At 71.0% G+C, this 14,757-nt stretch carries 13 protein-coding genes; 3 read left to right on the top strand and 10 right to left on the bottom strand.

The window, feature by feature from the left end; translation table 11 throughout:
- Positions 1–39 precede the first annotated feature (39 nt).
- The 10 genes from AC07EQ_RS11515 to mbhE all read right to left on the bottom strand — a co-directional run bounded on the left by AC07EQ_RS11515 (position 40) and on the right by mbhE (position 9,761).
- A complete protein-coding gene (locus tag AC07EQ_RS11515) occupies positions 40–1,431 on the bottom strand; it encodes an amidohydrolase (protein ID WP_478387922.1) in 1,392 nt (463 codons plus the stop codon).
- Complete coding sequence (locus tag AC07EQ_RS11510; RefSeq protein WP_478387921.1) at positions 1,428–2,678, bottom strand: amidohydrolase; 1,251 nt, start codon at positions 2,676–2,678, stop codon at positions 1,428–1,430. The genes AC07EQ_RS11515 and AC07EQ_RS11510 overlap by 4 nt, the downstream gene beginning before the upstream one ends.
- Positions 2,679–3,164: 486 nt before the next feature.
- The gene (locus AC07EQ_RS11505; protein ID WP_478387920.1) at positions 3,165–3,446 is read right to left on the bottom strand and encodes a hypothetical protein; all 282 of its coding nucleotides are present in this window, start codon (positions 3,444–3,446) and stop codon (positions 3,165–3,167) included.
- 152 nt (positions 3,447–3,598) lie between these two features.
- On the bottom strand, positions 3,599–3,946 hold the full coding sequence (gene mnhG / locus AC07EQ_RS11500) for a monovalent cation/H(+) antiporter subunit G (RefSeq protein WP_358579390.1): 348 nt from the start codon (positions 3,944–3,946) through the stop codon (positions 3,599–3,601).
- The gene (locus AC07EQ_RS11495) at positions 3,943–4,209 is read right to left on the bottom strand and encodes an MrpF/PhaF family protein (RefSeq protein ID WP_132485253.1); all 267 of its coding nucleotides are present in this window, start codon (positions 4,207–4,209) and stop codon (positions 3,943–3,945) included. The genes mnhG and AC07EQ_RS11495 overlap by 4 nt, the downstream gene beginning before the upstream one ends.
- Before the next feature lie 2 nt (positions 4,210–4,211).
- Positions 4,212–4,763: a Na+/H+ antiporter subunit E gene (locus AC07EQ_RS11490; RefSeq protein WP_478387919.1), complete on the bottom strand. Its 552-nt coding sequence runs from the start codon at positions 4,761–4,763 to the stop codon at positions 4,212–4,214.
- Complete coding sequence (locus AC07EQ_RS11485; RefSeq protein ID WP_478387918.1) at positions 4,756–6,291, bottom strand: Na+/H+ antiporter subunit D; 1,536 nt, start codon at positions 6,289–6,291, stop codon at positions 4,756–4,758. Before AC07EQ_RS11485 ends, AC07EQ_RS11490 begins: the two co-directional genes overlap by 8 nt.
- Positions 6,292–6,412: 121 nt before the next feature.
- Positions 6,413–6,844: a Na(+)/H(+) antiporter subunit C gene (locus AC07EQ_RS11480; protein ID WP_478387917.1), complete on the bottom strand. Its 432-nt coding sequence runs from the start codon at positions 6,842–6,844 to the stop codon at positions 6,413–6,415.
- On the bottom strand, positions 6,841–7,386 hold the full coding sequence (locus AC07EQ_RS11475; RefSeq protein WP_478387916.1) for an MnhB domain-containing protein: 546 nt from the start codon (positions 7,384–7,386) through the stop codon (positions 6,841–6,843). The genes AC07EQ_RS11480 and AC07EQ_RS11475 overlap by 4 nt, the downstream gene beginning before the upstream one ends.
- The gene (gene mbhE / locus AC07EQ_RS11470; RefSeq protein ID WP_478387915.1) at positions 7,383–9,761 is read right to left on the bottom strand and encodes a hydrogen gas-evolving membrane-bound hydrogenase subunit E; all 2,379 of its coding nucleotides are present in this window, start codon (positions 9,759–9,761) and stop codon (positions 7,383–7,385) included. The genes AC07EQ_RS11475 and mbhE overlap by 4 nt, the downstream gene beginning before the upstream one ends.
- A gap of 440 nt (positions 9,762–10,201) precedes the next feature.
- Here mbhE and AC07EQ_RS11465 point away from each other — a divergent pair, with 440 nt between their 5' ends.
- The 3 genes from AC07EQ_RS11465 (at position 10,202) to AC07EQ_RS11455 (ending at position 14,755) form a co-directional block, all read left to right on the top strand.
- On the top strand, positions 10,202–11,893 hold the full coding sequence (locus AC07EQ_RS11465; protein ID WP_478387914.1) for a serine/threonine-protein kinase: 1,692 nt from the start codon (positions 10,202–10,204) through the stop codon (positions 11,891–11,893).
- A gap of 76 nt (positions 11,894–11,969) precedes the next feature.
- On the top strand, positions 11,970–12,779 hold the full coding sequence (locus AC07EQ_RS11460) for a purine-nucleoside phosphorylase (RefSeq protein WP_478387913.1): 810 nt from the start codon (positions 11,970–11,972) through the stop codon (positions 12,777–12,779).
- Positions 12,780–13,123: 344 nt separating this feature from the next.
- Positions 13,124–14,755, top strand: coding sequence for a phospho-sugar mutase (locus tag AC07EQ_RS11455; protein ID WP_478387912.1), 1,632 nt, complete (start codon positions 13,124–13,126; stop codon positions 14,753–14,755).
- The last annotated feature ends 2 nt before the right edge of the window (positions 14,756–14,757 follow it).

Raw genomic sequence — 14,757 nt, 5'->3', positions numbered from 1 at the left:
CGGCCGTCCGGCGGAAAGTGCCGCCGGACGGCCGCGATCTCAGCGCTCCAGGCTGATCAGGGCGGTGCTCACCATCGCCCGGATGCCCACGAACAGGGCCCGCTCGTCCAGCGCGAACGTCGGCTGGTGCAGGTCCTTGACCCGGCCCACCCCGGAGTGGACGCCCAGCCTCGCGAACGAGCCCGGCACGTGCTCCAGGTACCAGCCGAAGTCCTCGCCGCCGGACGACTGCGGGGTGCTGGCCAGGGCGTCCTCACCGAGACCGGCGGCGATCCCGGCCCGCAGCAGCTCGGTGCTCTCCGCGTCGTTCACCACCGGTGGCACGCCGCGGCGGTGCTGCAGGTCGAACCCGACGCCCAGCGGCGACAGCAGGTTGTGCACGAGCTCGTGCACCAACGGCTCCAGCTTCGCCCAAGTGTCGCGGTCGCCCGTGCGCAACGTCCCGGTCAGCACGCCGTCCTGCGGAATGGCGTTCGGCGCCTCCCCCGCGTGCACCGCGCCCCAGGTCAGGACGGTTCCGGTGCGCGGATCGACGCGGCGCGACAGCAGCGTCGGCAGGCCCGTGATGACGGTGCCCAGTGCGTGCACCAGGTCCGCGGTCAGGTGCGGGCGCGAGGTGTGCCCGCCGGGCGAGGTCAGCCGGAGCTCCAGCAGGTCGGCCGCGGACGTGATCGCCCCGACCCGGGTTCCGACCTGCCCCACCAGCAGCCGCGGGTCGCAGTGCAGCCCGAAGATCCGGTCCACGTCGTCGAGGGCACCGGCGGCCAGCACGTCCAGGGCGCCGCCGGGCATCACCTCTTCGGCCGGCTGGAAGACCACCCGCACCCGGCCGCGCAGGCTCGGCGCGGCGGCCAGCGCCAGCGCGGCACCCAGCGCGACCGTGGTGTGCGCGTCATGCCCGCAGGCGTGCGCGACGCCGTCCACTGTGGAGGCGTAGGGCAATCCGGTGGTCTCGCTCAGCGGCAGCGCGTCGATGTCGGCCCGCAGCGCCACGGTGCGCTGGCCGGGCCGCGCCTCCCCGATGTCGCAGACCAGGCCGGTGCCCACCGGCAGCATCCGCGGGCGCAGGCCCGCCCGGGTGAGCCGTTCGGCGAGGAACGCGGTGGTCTCGTGCTCGGCGCGGGAGAGCTCCGGATGGGCGTGGATGTGCCGCCGCCAGGCCACCACTCGATGCGCGTTGGCGTCCAGCCAGGCATCCAGCCAGGATGGTCCACGACCAGCGCCGAGGTCGACCACGGCGGATTCCGCACCGGACCCCACGCTGGACATGGTGCTGCCGATGGGCGCACTCGGCCCGTCCGCACCTGCCGCCACGAGAGTGCCCTGGGCCACGGCGGAACGCTCCGCCGCTTCCCAATCCACGTCTTCCACCGCCGAACCGCCGTTCGGGGACTGACCCGGGTCCGGGCCACGAGAATCCACCACGGTCACGCCACGCCTCCCGACGTGCAGATCTGTTCCGAAGAACTCCGAGCCGACCGGTCGCGCGCGGCCGCCAGCAGGCGATCGCGTTGCGCGCCGTCCAAAGCGGCGGCAACCGCGGTCCAGGCCATCGCCAGCGCTGCGTCGAGCACCGCGCGATCCGCGGCCGGTGTCGCGCAGGCCGCGGCGAATTCCGCCTGGTGGTTGACCGCGTCGCCGCAGTCCACCGCGATCATCGGATGGATCGCGGGCAAGGCCTGGGACACGTTGCCCATGTCGGTGCTGCCGATTACCGGGCCCTGCTCTTCGCCCCGGTCGAGCGGTTCACGCCCGAGCTCGGTGATCGTGCGGCCGTACACCTCCGACAACCAGCCGTCGGGGTTCAGCTCCGCGTAAACCGGAGAGATCTGCACGACTTCGTGCTCACATCCGGTCGCCGTCGCGCCCGCCTCGAAACAGGCCCGAATACGGTTCTCCAGGCGCTGCAGGGAGCGTGCTTCGGCAGCACGCAGGTTGTAGACCGCCGCGGTGTGCGCGGGAACGATGTTCGGCGCCGCGCCACCTGCGGTAACGATACCGTGCACCATTTGCCGGGGCTCGAGGTGCTGGCGGAGCAGGCCGACGGCGACCTGCGCGACCGTCAACGCGTCGGCCGCGTTGACGCCGAGTTCCGGGGCCGCGGCGGCGTGCGCCGCGCGGCCGGTGTAGCGAACCTCGAGATCGGTGATGGCCAGCGAGGTCGGCCGGCAGATCTCTTCCGGGCCGGGGTGCACCATCATCGCCATCGCGACGCCGTCGAAGACGCCGCGCTCCAGCATCAGCACCTTGCCGCCGCCGGTCTCCTCGGCCGGGGTGCCGATCAGCCGGACCGTGATGCCGAGGTCGTCGGCGATCCCGGCCAGCGCGAGCGCGGCCCCGACGCCGGCCGCGGCGATGACGTTGTGCCCGCAGGCGTGGCCGACCTCCGGCAGCGCGTCGTACTCCGCGCAGATGCCGACCACCAGTTCGCCGCTGCCCGACTCGGCGACGAGCGCGGTGTCGAGGCCCGCGACCGGGGTTCGGACGGCGAAGCCGTGCCGGGCGAGCAGGTCCGCGACCTTGGCGGCGCTGCGGTGTTCGGCGAACGCGAGCTCCGGCTCGGCGTGGATGCTCCGGGAGAGCTCGACCAGCTCCGTTTCGTGGCGCTGCACCCGGTCGCGGCAGTGGGCGCGCGCTGCGGCAGAACGATCGGCGGCGGGGCGTGGAGCGGTACTCATTTGCGCCCATCCTGCATCATCCGGATCGCCGGTGCGGGCCTGGCGCGAGGCCGGGAGCCCACCGGTCGTCCCACTGCGACGAACGGGTGGTTCGGATTCGGCGGAACCGAAGAATTGGAGATCGACCGGAGCCGACTAACCTATTCCTCACACTTTCGATTGATAAAGCGGGCGACGAAGCCGACATCACCACACCGCAGCGTGACCGCATCCGTAAGTCGAGGAACACCTGCCGCGCAGGCCGTACCAGGAAAGGGTGTGGGCCGGCACCGGTCGGGGGGCTTCCCGGTGCCGGCCCACGTCAGTGGGGGGCTACTACCCCGTCGCAGGCGCGCTGGACCCATCGTTACCCAGGCGGGGGATGTGGTCCGCGCACTCAGTCAGTTGTGAAAATCCCACAGGTTCGGCGTCAGGTCTAGTCCATGGCGAGAATTAGCACCGAAATAATCTCGTAAAAACCGACCACCCTGCCGGTTTTATCGGCGACTACTTCTTCTTCCACGTGACGAACAAGACCGGCTTCTTGCGCGCCTTGCGGGATAACAGCACCAGCGCGATCAACACCACTCCGGCGGCGCCGATGGCGAGGCGCTGCTTGTCGTAGGCCGGCGGCTGAGCGGGCGGCGCCGGCTGCTGGCCCGGATCTTGGGCCAGCACGACGACCGAGGCACCGGGCGGTGCGGTCTCGCCCGCCGCAAGCGCAGGTGGCGCCGCCAAGAGGAACAACGCGATCGCAAGGCCAGCTAACACGCGGCCGGTCCGCCACATGATGGCTCCACACCCTCCTACGCCGCGTTCGTTGATCACACGTCAGCGGTAACTCTTGCGTGGTCACTCGTGCAGGTCCATTTGATCATATTAGCCGCCGAGAGTGACTAGCCATGCGCGACTTGTGCCGGATCGGCGCAGTGCCGAACGGATCAGCGAACCCGGCGCTCCCGCTCGATGCGATCGCCGAGCTCGTCCACCACCAGCGAATCCCGGTCCATGCTGTCCGCGCGGTACGCCGCCCGGCCCACGAGCTGCGCCAGCACCGGCGCGGTGAGCATCTGGAACAGGCCGACCAGGATCAGCCCCGAGGCGTAGACGAAGTCGAGCTGCACCGCGGTGCCGATCAGGATCAGGATCAGCCCGAGGGTCTGCGGTTTGGTGGCCGCCTGCAGCCGCGCCGTCACGTCCGGGAAGCTCAGCAGCCCGATCGCGCCGAGCAGGCAGGACAACGCGCCGCCGATCAGGCACACCGCGGAGAACACGTCCAACCAGCTCATCGGTACGGCTCCTTCTTCTCGATCAACCGTGCCGCGCTGATCGAACCGATGAACGCGAGCAGCGCGAACGCGGCCAGCAACGCGATGTTCGAGCCGTCGCCCAGCCAGCCCATGCCGACGCAGGTCCCGGCGACGATCAGGGTGACGAACACGTCGACCGCCACGATCCGGTCCAGGGTGGTGCGGCCGCGCAGCAACCGGACGACCACCAGCAGGCCGGCCACGCACAGCAGGCCGAAGGTGACCGCGAAAACCCAGGCCATGCTCACCCCTCCTGTCCGCTCACCAGCGCCACCTCGTTCGCCGAGCCGACCGCCTGCACCACCCGCCGCTCCAGGGCCAGCACCTCGCGCCGCACCGACTCGACGTCCTCGGCCCGCATGCCGAGCGCGTAGACGTAGCAGATCCGGTTGACCCGGTCGATCTGCAGGACGAACTTGCCGGGCGCCAGCGACACCGCGTTGGCGACCATCGCGGTGATGTGGTCGGAGTCGGTCTGCAGCGTGACCGCGACGATGCCCGCCTTCGCGTTCGGCCCGCGGGTCAACGCCTGCCAGGACACCCGCGCCGTGGAGCTCACCAGGTCCCACGCGAGGTAGGCGACGAGCTGCAGCAGCCGCAGCGGGCGCACCACGATGTTGGTGTTGATCGGCGGCAGCGGGAACATGGTGGACACCAGCAGCGCCACCACCAGACCGAAGAACAGCGTGCCCAGGTCGAAGGTGCCCCACAGCATCACCCAGACCAGGGTCAGCCACGCCACCAGCGGCAGCCGCCGCAGCAGCCGCCGCCGGCGGCCGATCGCCTGCTCACTCACCGGCAGCACCTCCCAGCACCGCGGTCCGATAGGTCTCGCCGTGCATCAGGTCCGTCGCCGCCCGGCCGCTGACGTCGGCCAGCGGCCCCGCGACCAGGGCGATCACCACGCTCGCCGCCACCAGCACGCCGGTCGCGACGACCATCGGGCGGTTCGACGTGGCCGTGCCGACGACCAGCTCGTCGGTGGGATCCGGGTCCGGCTCCGGCGCCTTGACCTGGCCCCAGAACGCCCGGGTCCACACCCTCGCCATCGCGTACAGGGTGAGCAGGCTGGTCAGCACCGCGCCGCCGGTGACCACGTAGGCCGTCCAGGTGCCCGCGCCGACACCGGCCTGCAGCAGCGCCAGCTTCGCGACGAAGCCGGAGAACGGCGGCACCCCGGCCAGGCTCAGCGCGGGCAGCGCGAACAGCACCGCGATCAGCGGCGCGGCCTTGGCCAGCCCGCCCATCCTGGTCAGCGCCACCGTGCCGGTGTGCCGCGTGATCAACCCGCTGACCAGGAACAACGTGGCCTGCACGGTGATGTGGTGCACCACGTAGAGGATCACCCCGGTCAGCCCGATCACGTCGTAGACGCCGAGGCCGAACAGCATGTACCCGATGTGGCTGACCAGCAGGAAGGACAGCAGCCGGTTCAGGTCGTTCTGGGCCAGCGCGCCCAGCGCGCCGACGATCATGGTGATCAGCGCGATGCCCAGCATCAGGTTCCAGCTCTCGGAATGGCTGAAGACCAGCGTCTGGGTGCGGATCAGCGCGTAGATGCCGACCTTGGTCAGCAGGCCGGCGAACACCGCGGTGACCGGCGCGGGCGCCGTCGGGTAGCTGTCCGGCAGCCAGAAGTGCAGCGGCACCATCGCCGCCTTCACGCCGAAGACGATCACCACCAGCAGCGCGAGGGCGATCTGCAGCCCGTCCGGCAGCTGGTGCACCTTCTCGCCGAGGTCGGCCAGGTTGACGGTGCCGGTGGAGGCGTACACCAGCGCGATCATCGTGATGAACAGCAGCGACGACGCCAGGCTGACGATCGTGTAGGTCATGCTCGCGCGGATGCGGGTGGCCGTCGTGCGCCGGGTGATCAGCACGTACGACGAGCTCAGCATGATCTCGAACGCGACGAACAGGTTGAACAGGTCGCCGGTGAGGTACGCCAGCGACACGCCCGCGCACAGCATCAGGTACATCGGGTGGAACGTGGTGCTGGAGCGCTGCCTGCCGTAGTCGGTGATGCGCTGGCCGATCGAGTAGATCAGCACCGCGAACGTCACCACCGACGAGACCACCAGCAGCAGCGCCGAGAGCCGGTCCGCGACCAGGGTGATGCCGAACGGCGCCGGCCAGGTGCCCATCTGCAGCACCACCGGGCCGTAGCGGTCCGCGACGTACAGCAGCACCGCGGCGTCGGCGATGATCCCGCCGAGGACGATGAGCCCGAGCGCGCGCTGGATGTCGGCGAACCGGCCCAGCGCCAACGACAATCCCGCAGCGGCCAGTGGAAGCAGAACGGGCAGGGCCACCAGGACCGTCACTGAATGGCCTCCTTGATGTTCGCTCGGGTCGGTTTGCTCGGCGGTGCAGGTGGCGGAACCTCAGGCGCCGCGGTGCAAGTCGCACAGGTGGTTGAAAGCGGCTGACGCCGCTTGCCTGACGTCACCGTTCCGCCCCCAACCCGCGAGCCTCCTTCGCCAGTTCCTCGGTGCTGTCGTCTTCGGATTCCGCCAGGCGGCGTTCCATCCGCTGGATGCGCCGGTCCTCCACGTCGTCGCGGACCTCGTCGTGGCCGAGCAGCGTCCACGACCGGTACGCCAGCGCCAGCAGGAAGGTGGTCAGCGCGAAGGTGATCACGATCGCGGTGAGCGCCATCGCCTGCGGCAGCGGATCGGCCATCTCGTCCAGCGGCGTGGTGCCGATCATCGCGGCGCCGGCGGGCGGGCCGCCGGCGGTCTGCAGCAGCAGGTTCGAGCCGTGGCCGAGGATCACGATGCCCAGCAGGATCCGCATCAGCGAGCGCTGCATCAGCAGGTAGAAGCCGACCGAGTACAGCACGGCGAGCACGACCGCCATGGTCAGGTTGATGGTCATCGCTGCCCCCTGGCCGCCGCCTCGGCGTCGGCTTCGATACCCGCGCCCAGGGTCCGCAGCAGGTCCAGCACCACGCCGACGATCAGGACGTACACCCCGGTGTCCAGCAGGACGCTGGTGACGAACTTGATCTCGCCGAGCAGCGGCACCGCGAACTTGTAGATCGCGGTCTCCAGGATCTGCCCGCCGAACAGCAGCGGCAGGAACGCGGAGGTGGTCGCGATGGTCAGGCCGATGCCGATGAGCACCGGCGGGCGCATCGAGACGATGGCGCTGTCGTCCATCCGGCCACCGGCCAGGTAGCGCAGCACGAACGCCTGCCCGGCGACCAGGCCGCCGCTGAACCCACCGCCGGCCCGGTCGTGCCCGGCGAACAGCAGGTAGATCGACAGCACCAGCACCGTCGGGAAGATGATCCGGGACGCCAGCTCCAGCAGCACGGCCCGCTGCATCCCCTCGCGGGGGAAACCGGAGAGCAGCCACCGCTCGCTCGGGGCGTCCCAGGCGGTCCAGGCCGGCTTCGGCTTCGTCGGCGAGGTCATTCGCGCACCTCCTCCTGCTGCTTGGCCAGGGTCGGGGTCTTGATCCGCGGCATGGTCGCCGCGCGGGTGCTGCGCTTCCGGCGTTCGTGCCGGGAGGCCAGGATCAGGCTGGCGACGCCGGTCGCGGCGACCGCGAGCACCGCGATCTCGCCAACGGTGTCGAAGGCGCGGAAGTCGACGATGATCGCGTTGACCACGTTGGTCGCGCCGGCGCCCTTCTCGGAGTTCGCGATGAACTCGGCGCTGGCCTCCGGGGGCGCCTGGCGGGCCGCGCTGAAGATGACCGCGGCCAGCGAGATGAACACGCCGGCCGCGCCCGCGATGATCGCCTTGGGCAGCCGCAGCGCCTTCGTGGTCGGGGTTTCGCTCTGCGTGAAGCGCACCGGCAGCCGGCGGAGCACGAACACGAACGCCACCAGCGTCAGCGTCTCGACGAGGAACTGCGCCAGCGCCAGGTCCGGGCCGCCGTCCACGATGAACAGCCCGCCGATGCCGTAGCCGACGACGCCGACCAGCAGCACCGCGGTCAACCGCCGCCGCGAGCGCAGCACGGCGACCGCCGCGACGATCACCACGATCGCCAGCGGCAGCTGCAGGAGGTTGTCGTAGGCGCGCAGGTCTTCCGGCATGCTGGCCCGCATCACCAGCGCCGTGCCGGGGACCGCCAGCACGGTCAGCAGGATGATGCCGAGGTAGGTCGGCAGCGAACCGACCTGCAGGCGCCCGGTGACGCCGACCGCGACCCGCTCCAGCAGCGCCATGATCCGCTCGTACCCGCGCTGGGCGTCCAGCGGCCGCGGCAGCCGGTTGCGCAGCCCGGTGAGGCGGGTGCGCCCGAGGTGCAGCGCGACACCGCCGGTCACGGCGACCGCCGACAGCAGCAGCGGCAGCGTCCACCCGTGCCAGATCCCCAGGTGGTACGGGTCGGCCCCTGCCGGGAAGGCGCTGGCGTAAGCGCTGGTCAGCTTGTCGACGACCGAGTAGCTGAGGCCCAGGACGACGCCCGCGGCCGCAGGCAGCGCGGCGGGCAGCAGCACCTCGGGACTGGCCGGTTCGGCCTCGGTCGGCACGATGTCGCGCTTGTCCGCGAAGGCGCCCCACAGCAGCCGCAGGCTGTAGGCGACGGTGAGCATCGAGCCGACCACCAGCACCGCGTCCACCAGCGGTTCCGGGCCGGAACCGCCGAGGTAGGCGCTGAACGCCGCCTCCTTGCCGACGAAGCCGAGCATCGGCGGCAGCCCCGCCATCGACGCCGCGCCCAGCATCGCGATCATCGCCAGCCACGGCATCCGGCGGCCCAGCCCGGACAGCTCGCGGATGTCGCGGGTGCCTGCCTGGTGGTCGATGATGCCGACGACCAGGAACAACGTCGCCTTGAACAGGCCGTGGGCCAGCAGCATCGCGGTCCCGGCGACCGCCGCGGTGTAGGTGCCGGTGCCGAGCAGCACCATCAGGAAGCCGAGCTGGCTGACCGTGCCGTAGGCGAGCAGCTTCTTCAGGTCGTACTCGTGCAGCGCCCGCCAGCCGCCCATCAGCATGGTGGCCAGGCCGAACACCACGGTCGGCAGCCACCACTGCGGCACGCCCGCGAACACCGGCCCCAGCCGGGCCACCAGGAACACACCGGCCTTGACCATCGACGCGGCGTGCAGGTAGGCGCTGATCGGCGTCGGCGCCACCATCGCGGCGGGCAACCAGTTGTGGAACGGCACCTGCGCGGACTTGGTGAACGCGCCGACCAGGATCAGCACCGCGGCCACCGCGACCGGCGTGCCGCCGGGCGGGTTCGCGATCAGCTCGGAGATCCGGTAGGTGCCCGCGGACTCGCCGAGCACGACGAAGCCCAGCAGCATCACCAGTCCGCCCAGGCTGGTGATCATCAGGGCCTGCAGCGCGGACCGCCGCGACTCGCGGCTGATCCCGGCCTGCCCGACCAGCAGGAACGAGCAGATCGTGGTCAGTTCCCAGAAGACGTAGACGGTGATCAGGTCGTCGGCGAAGACCAGCCCCAGCATCGCGCCGGCGAAGGCCAGCAGCAGCGGCGCGGACCGCCGCGCGTCGCCCCCGCCGCGGCTGAAGTACGCGTCGGAGTAGATCAGCACCAGCGAGCCGATGCCGGCGACCAGCACCGTCATCAGCAGCCCGAGCGCGTCCAGCCGGAAGCTGAGCTCCAGCCCGATCAGCGGCGCCCACGCGACCGTCTCGGTGATCACCTGCCCGGTCAGCACCGGTTGCGCCTGCGCCAGCACCCAGACCAGCGCTGCGGCCGGTGGCACTGCCGCGGTCAGGAACGCGGCTCGGGTGCTGCGCCGCGCGAGGAACGGGAGCGCCAGAGCAGCCAGCAGGTGCACGATGACGAACGCGAGCAAGGGCACCTCCTCGACGACGATTGGTCGTGGTCACCCGGACCCGCCGACTCCCGACCACCGGGATTGTTCGTCACCGTTCACGCAGTCGCACCGCGACGATCGACGTCGCGCCAGTGCAACCGCTGCGCATATCGGCTTGAGGAAGGCTCGGGCCACCGATGTACAGCGAGGTCCGATCGGAGCCCAACTTATCCGAAACGTACGAGTTCGGGCCAGTCAGCTCCGGAGGGCATATTGGCCGATGGGAGGCCGTTTTTCGTTGCGACGAAATGACCTTTGGCGGCATCGGGGGTGCCGCCGGGGCGACCGTCGGCGTGGGATAGTTCACTTTTCGTAACGCCGATGCGGATACCGCGGGTGATCGTCGCGGCGAGTCCGGTAATCATCGCAGCTGAGCAACGATCCTCACCGGTTCCGCCAATGCCGGGCCGTCGACCATGGAAAATATGGCCGTGCCCACGGATAGCTACGAACCCGACACCCTGGCCGGCGCCGGGCGGTTAATCGGGAACCGGTACCGCTTGGACAGCAAGCTCGGCGGCGGTGCGATGGGCACCGTGTGGTCCGGCACCGACGAGCTGCTGCGGCGGCAGGTGGCGGTCAAGGAGGTCAAACTCCCGCCGGGGATGCCGGACGCGGAGGCCGCCGAGTTGCGCGAGCGCGCGCTCCGGGAAGCCCGCGCCATCGCCGTCCTGTCGCATCCCAACGTCGTGACGCTCTACGACGTGGCGCGCGAGGACGGCGAGCCGTTCGTGGTCATGGAGCTCGTACCGTCGCAGAGCCTCGCCGCGATCCTCAGCAAGCACGGTGCTCTCGACGACCACCAGCTGGCGGTGATCGCCGACGGCGTCGCCGCCGGGCTGGAGGCCGCGCACCGGGCGGGCATCGTGCACCGCGACGTCAAGCCCGGGAACGTGCTGATCGGCGACGACGGCCGGATCAAGGTCAGCGACTTCGGGATCTCCCGCAACATCGCCGAGCACACCCTCACCAGCACCGGCATCCTGCTCGGCACCCCGGCGTTCATCGCCCCGGAGGTCGCCGCGGGCCAGGGCGTGACCGCCGTCGCCGACCTGTGGGGGCTCGGCGCGACGATGTTCGCCGCGGCCGAGGGACGCACGCCCTACGACGTCAGCAACGACCCGCTGGCCACCGTGACCGAGGTGGTGCGCGGCCCCGTGCCGGTGGCCACCCGGCCCGGTCCGATCGGCGACATCATCCGCGGCCTGATGGTCAAGGACCCGTCGCAGCGGATGCCGCTGACCGAGGCGCGCCGCCGGATCCAGCGCCTGCTGCCCGAGCCCGGCGTCCGCCCCTTCTCGATGCTGCTGGACCCGGACGCGCCGACGGTGAAGGTGCGGCACCAGGTGTCGCCCCCGTCGGCGCCGAAGCCCGCACCCGCGCCGGATTCGGCTCCCCTGGCCAGCAATCCCGGCCTACCGCCGTTCGCGTTGAAAGAGCCGCCGCCGCAGCCGCGCCGCACATCGCCGCTGGCGGTGCTCGCGCTCGGCGTCGCCGCGGTCGTGCTCTTCGCCGCCGCGCTCGCCGGCGGCTTCGCCGCGACCCGGGTGATCGCGGGCAAGCCGGTGCTGCGGGAAGCCGCGACGCCGGAGGTCGAGCCCGCACCGCCGGCGGTGCGCCTGAACCTGACCGAGCACAACAACGTCGCGAAGCACACCGCCGCGCCGAGCGGTGGCGAGTTCACCATCATGGCTCCGAGCGATCCCGGCTGGCGGCTGTTCATCAGCGAGCGCAACGACTTCGCCAACAGCGCGGTCGTGTCCTTCGTGTCCCCGGACGGCACCACCGAGATCGCCGTCCAGCGCTACGGCAGCTTCTTCGACGCCGGCTACGAGTTCTCGGACTACGAGAACGAGCTGCGGAAGTCCGGTGCGGGCCAGGATCACGCGGTGACCGTCGAGTCCAGCTCCCCCGACGGCAGCAACCGGCAGCGGCTGGAGTACGCGACGGTCGAGAAGTCCAAGTTCAGCCAGCTGGGCCCGGAGCGGCGAGTCAGCACCGCGGCGGAGCTGAGCCGCCACGGCAACGACCTGTGGATCGTGCGGGTGACGGTGCCGGGCAGCCACGCGCCGACCGGCGAACTCGATCAGATCCAGGGCAGCCTGCGGACCAGCTAGCCGTGGAAACGGGTTCCACGTGCTCGTGCGGTGAACGGGCTTCGTCCTGGCCTGGTACGGACTAAGCTGCGCGAGCGTGACCTCTACGACTGCTTCCGACCCTTCCGCCGCTGCGCAGGCGGCCGCCGCCAAGCTCGCCGAGATCACCGGCGCCGACCGCCACGACCTGGTGGTCGTGCTCGGTTCCGGCTGGCAACCCGCCGCCGAGGAGATCGGCCGGCCCACCACCGAGCTGAGCATGGCCGACCTGCCGGGCTTCGCCGCGCCGGGCGCGATCGGGCACAGCGGCAAGATCTGGTCGTTGCAGGTGGGCGACAAGCGGGCGATGGTCATGCTCGGACGGACGCACCTGTACGAGGGCAAGGGCATCGATCCGGTGGCGCACGGCGTGCGGACCGCGATCGCCGCCGGCTGCCGGGCGGTCGTGCTCACCAACGCCGCCGGCGGGATCCGCGAGGGCATGCAGGTCGGTCAGCCCGTGCTGATCAGCGACCACGTCAACATGACCGCGCGGTCGCCGCTGGTCGGCGCGAACTTCGTGGACCTCACCGACCTGTACTCGCCGCGGCTGCGGGAACTGGCCCGCAGCATCGATCCCTCGCTGGAGGAAGGCGTGTACGCCGGCCTGCCGGGCCCGCACTTCGAGACGCCGGCGGAGATCCGGATGCTGCGCGGGCTCGGCGTCGATCTGGTCGGGATGTCGACCGTGCTGGAGGCCATCGCGGCCCGCGCCGAGGGCGCCGAGGTGTTCGGGCTGTCGCTGGTGACGAACCTGGCCGCCGGGTTGAGCGGGCAGCCGCTGAACCACCAGGAGGTCCTGGACGCCGGTCGCGCCTCGGCCAGCCGGATGGGCAAGCTGCTGCGTTCGCTGGTCGAGGCTGCGTGAGCGCGGCCCTTGCCTCGCGCGTGGCCAGGTGCTGAAGTCGGCGTGATGATTGTGGTCGTGAGCGGTTTTGGTTGCTGCAGCAGTCGTTTGAGATGTGGTGGCGTGCGAGTGCGGTAGGGCGGGTTGTTGTCTTTGAAGCGGCGCAGCCGCTTAGCCCACCCTCGCGGCTTGCACCGCCGCGGGTTCTCAGGCGTCTTCTCGCGAGGACAGCCCCGACGTGGTGAATTGGTCATTCATGATGTCGGGGATCCCACAGCGAGAAGACACCTGTAACTCCCGCAGGGGGGCCGCCACCCGCACCGCCACGCAGAACAAGCCTGGAAACAAGCTCTTCAGGAGGCGACGTGACGCTCGACGCGCAGCCGCGCGAGGCCGCCCGGCAGTGGATCGCCGGGGACGTGGACCCGCGGACCCGGGCCGAGCTGCAGGCGCTGGTCGACGCCGACGACCCGGAGCTCGCGGACCGGATGTCCGGCATGCCGCAGTTCGGCACCGCCGGCCTGCGCGCGGCGGTGCGCGCGGGCTCGAACGGGATGAACCGCGCCGTGGTCGTGCGCACGACCGCCGGCGTGGCGGCGTGGTTGGCCGAGCGCGGTCACGGCGGCGGTGTCGTCGTGGTCGGTCGCGATGCGCGGCACGGCTCGGAGGACTTCGCGGCCGACGCCGCAGGGGTGCTGGCGGCCGCCGGTTTCGAAGTGCGGATGCTGCCCGAGCCGCTGCCGACGCCGGTGCTGGCGCACGCCGCACGCGCGCTGGACGCCGTCGCGGGCATCCAGATCACCGCTTCGCACAATCCGCCGCAGGACAACGGGTACAAGCTGTACCTGCGGGGCGGCATCCACCTGGTGAGCCCCGTCGACACCGAGATCGAGGCGGCGATCGCCGCGACTCCGGCGGCGAACGCGGTGCCGCGCAAGGAAAGCTGGTCGATCCACGACTCCGCCCTGGGCGACTACCTCGCGCGGGTTGCGACGCTGCCGCGCGGCGACGCGCGAACGCTGCGGATCGCGGCGACCGCGTTGCACGGCGTCGGCGCGCAGACGCTGCGGCAGGCGCTGCATCGCGCCGGTTTCGACGACGTGCATCTCGTTGCGTCCCAGGAGAAACCGGATCCGGACTTCCCCACCGTCGGCTTCCCGAACCCGGAGGAACCGGGGGCGACCGACGAGCTGCTGGCGCTGGCCGCCGAGATCGGCGCGGACCTGGCGATCGCGCTCGACCCGGACGCCGACCGGTGCGCGCTCGGCGTCCGGGAGGACGGCGCCTGGCGGATGCTGCGCGGCGACGAGACCGGCGTCCTGCTCGCCCAGCACATCTTGTCCACTGTGGATAAATCGGCCGATCCGCTGGTGGCGACGACGATCGTGTCCGCGACCATGCTGCGTTCGATCGCCGCCGAGTTCGGCGTGCGCTACGACGAGACGCTGACCGGCTTCAAGTGGCTCGTGCGCGCCGGTGACGGCGCCGGAACCGGCCTGGTCTACGCCTACGAGGAGGCGCTCGGGCACTGCGTCGACCCGGATGCCGTGCGCGACAAGGACGGCATCTCCACCGCCGTCCTGGGCAGCGACCTGGCCGCCACCCTGAAGGCGTCCGGGAGCGGCCTGCCGGAGCTGCTCGACGCCCTGTCCGCGAAGCACGGCGTGCACCAGACCGGCCAGGTCTCCGTGCGCGTCACGGACCTGAGCGTGATCCCGCGCATCATGCAGCGGCTCCGCGAGCGGCCGCCGACCAGCCTCGCGGCGACCACTGTGGACGTCGAGGACCTGTTGCCGGACACCGATGCGCTGGTGATCACCGGCGCGGGCGGGCTCCGGGTCGTCATCCGCCCGTCCGGCACCGAACCCAAGCTCAAGTGCTACCTGCAGGTCGTCGAGCACGCCGGCGAACTCCCGCTGGCGGCGGCGAAGCAGCGGGCCGCGGACCGGCTCGACGCGCTGAAGCGGGCGGTTTCCGACCTGGTGCGGGAGGACTGACG

This window comes from Saccharopolyspora sp. NPDC045839 (assembly GCF_056431645.1).
Note: the sequence above shows the minus strand (reverse complement) of the source record. Positions and strands in the feature narration are given on the sequence as shown.

Coding starts and splice junctions, on each gene's coding strand:
- AC07EQ_RS11510 (WP_478387921.1), bottom strand. CDS start 2,678: ATGAGTACCGCTCCACGCCCCGCCGCCGATCGTTCTGCCGCAGCGCGC.
- AC07EQ_RS11505 (WP_478387920.1), bottom strand. CDS start 3,446: ATGTGGCGGACCGGCCGCGTGTTAGCTGGCCTTGCGATCGCGTTGTTC.
- mnhG (WP_358579390.1), bottom strand. CDS start 3,946: ATGAGCTGGTTGGACGTGTTCTCCGCGGTGTGCCTGATCGGCGGCGCG.
- AC07EQ_RS11495 (WP_132485253.1), bottom strand. CDS start 4,209: ATGGCCTGGGTTTTCGCGGTCACCTTCGGCCTGCTGTGCGTGGCCGGC.
- AC07EQ_RS11480 (WP_478387917.1), bottom strand. CDS start 6,844: ATGACCATCAACCTGACCATGGCGGTCGTGCTCGCCGTGCTGTACTCG.
- AC07EQ_RS11475 (WP_478387916.1), bottom strand. CDS start 7,386: ATGACCTCGCCGACGAAGCCGAAGCCGGCCTGGACCGCCTGGGACGCC.
- AC07EQ_RS11465 (WP_478387914.1), top strand. CDS start 10,202: ATGGCCGTGCCCACGGATAGCTACGAACCCGACACCCTGGCCGGCGCC.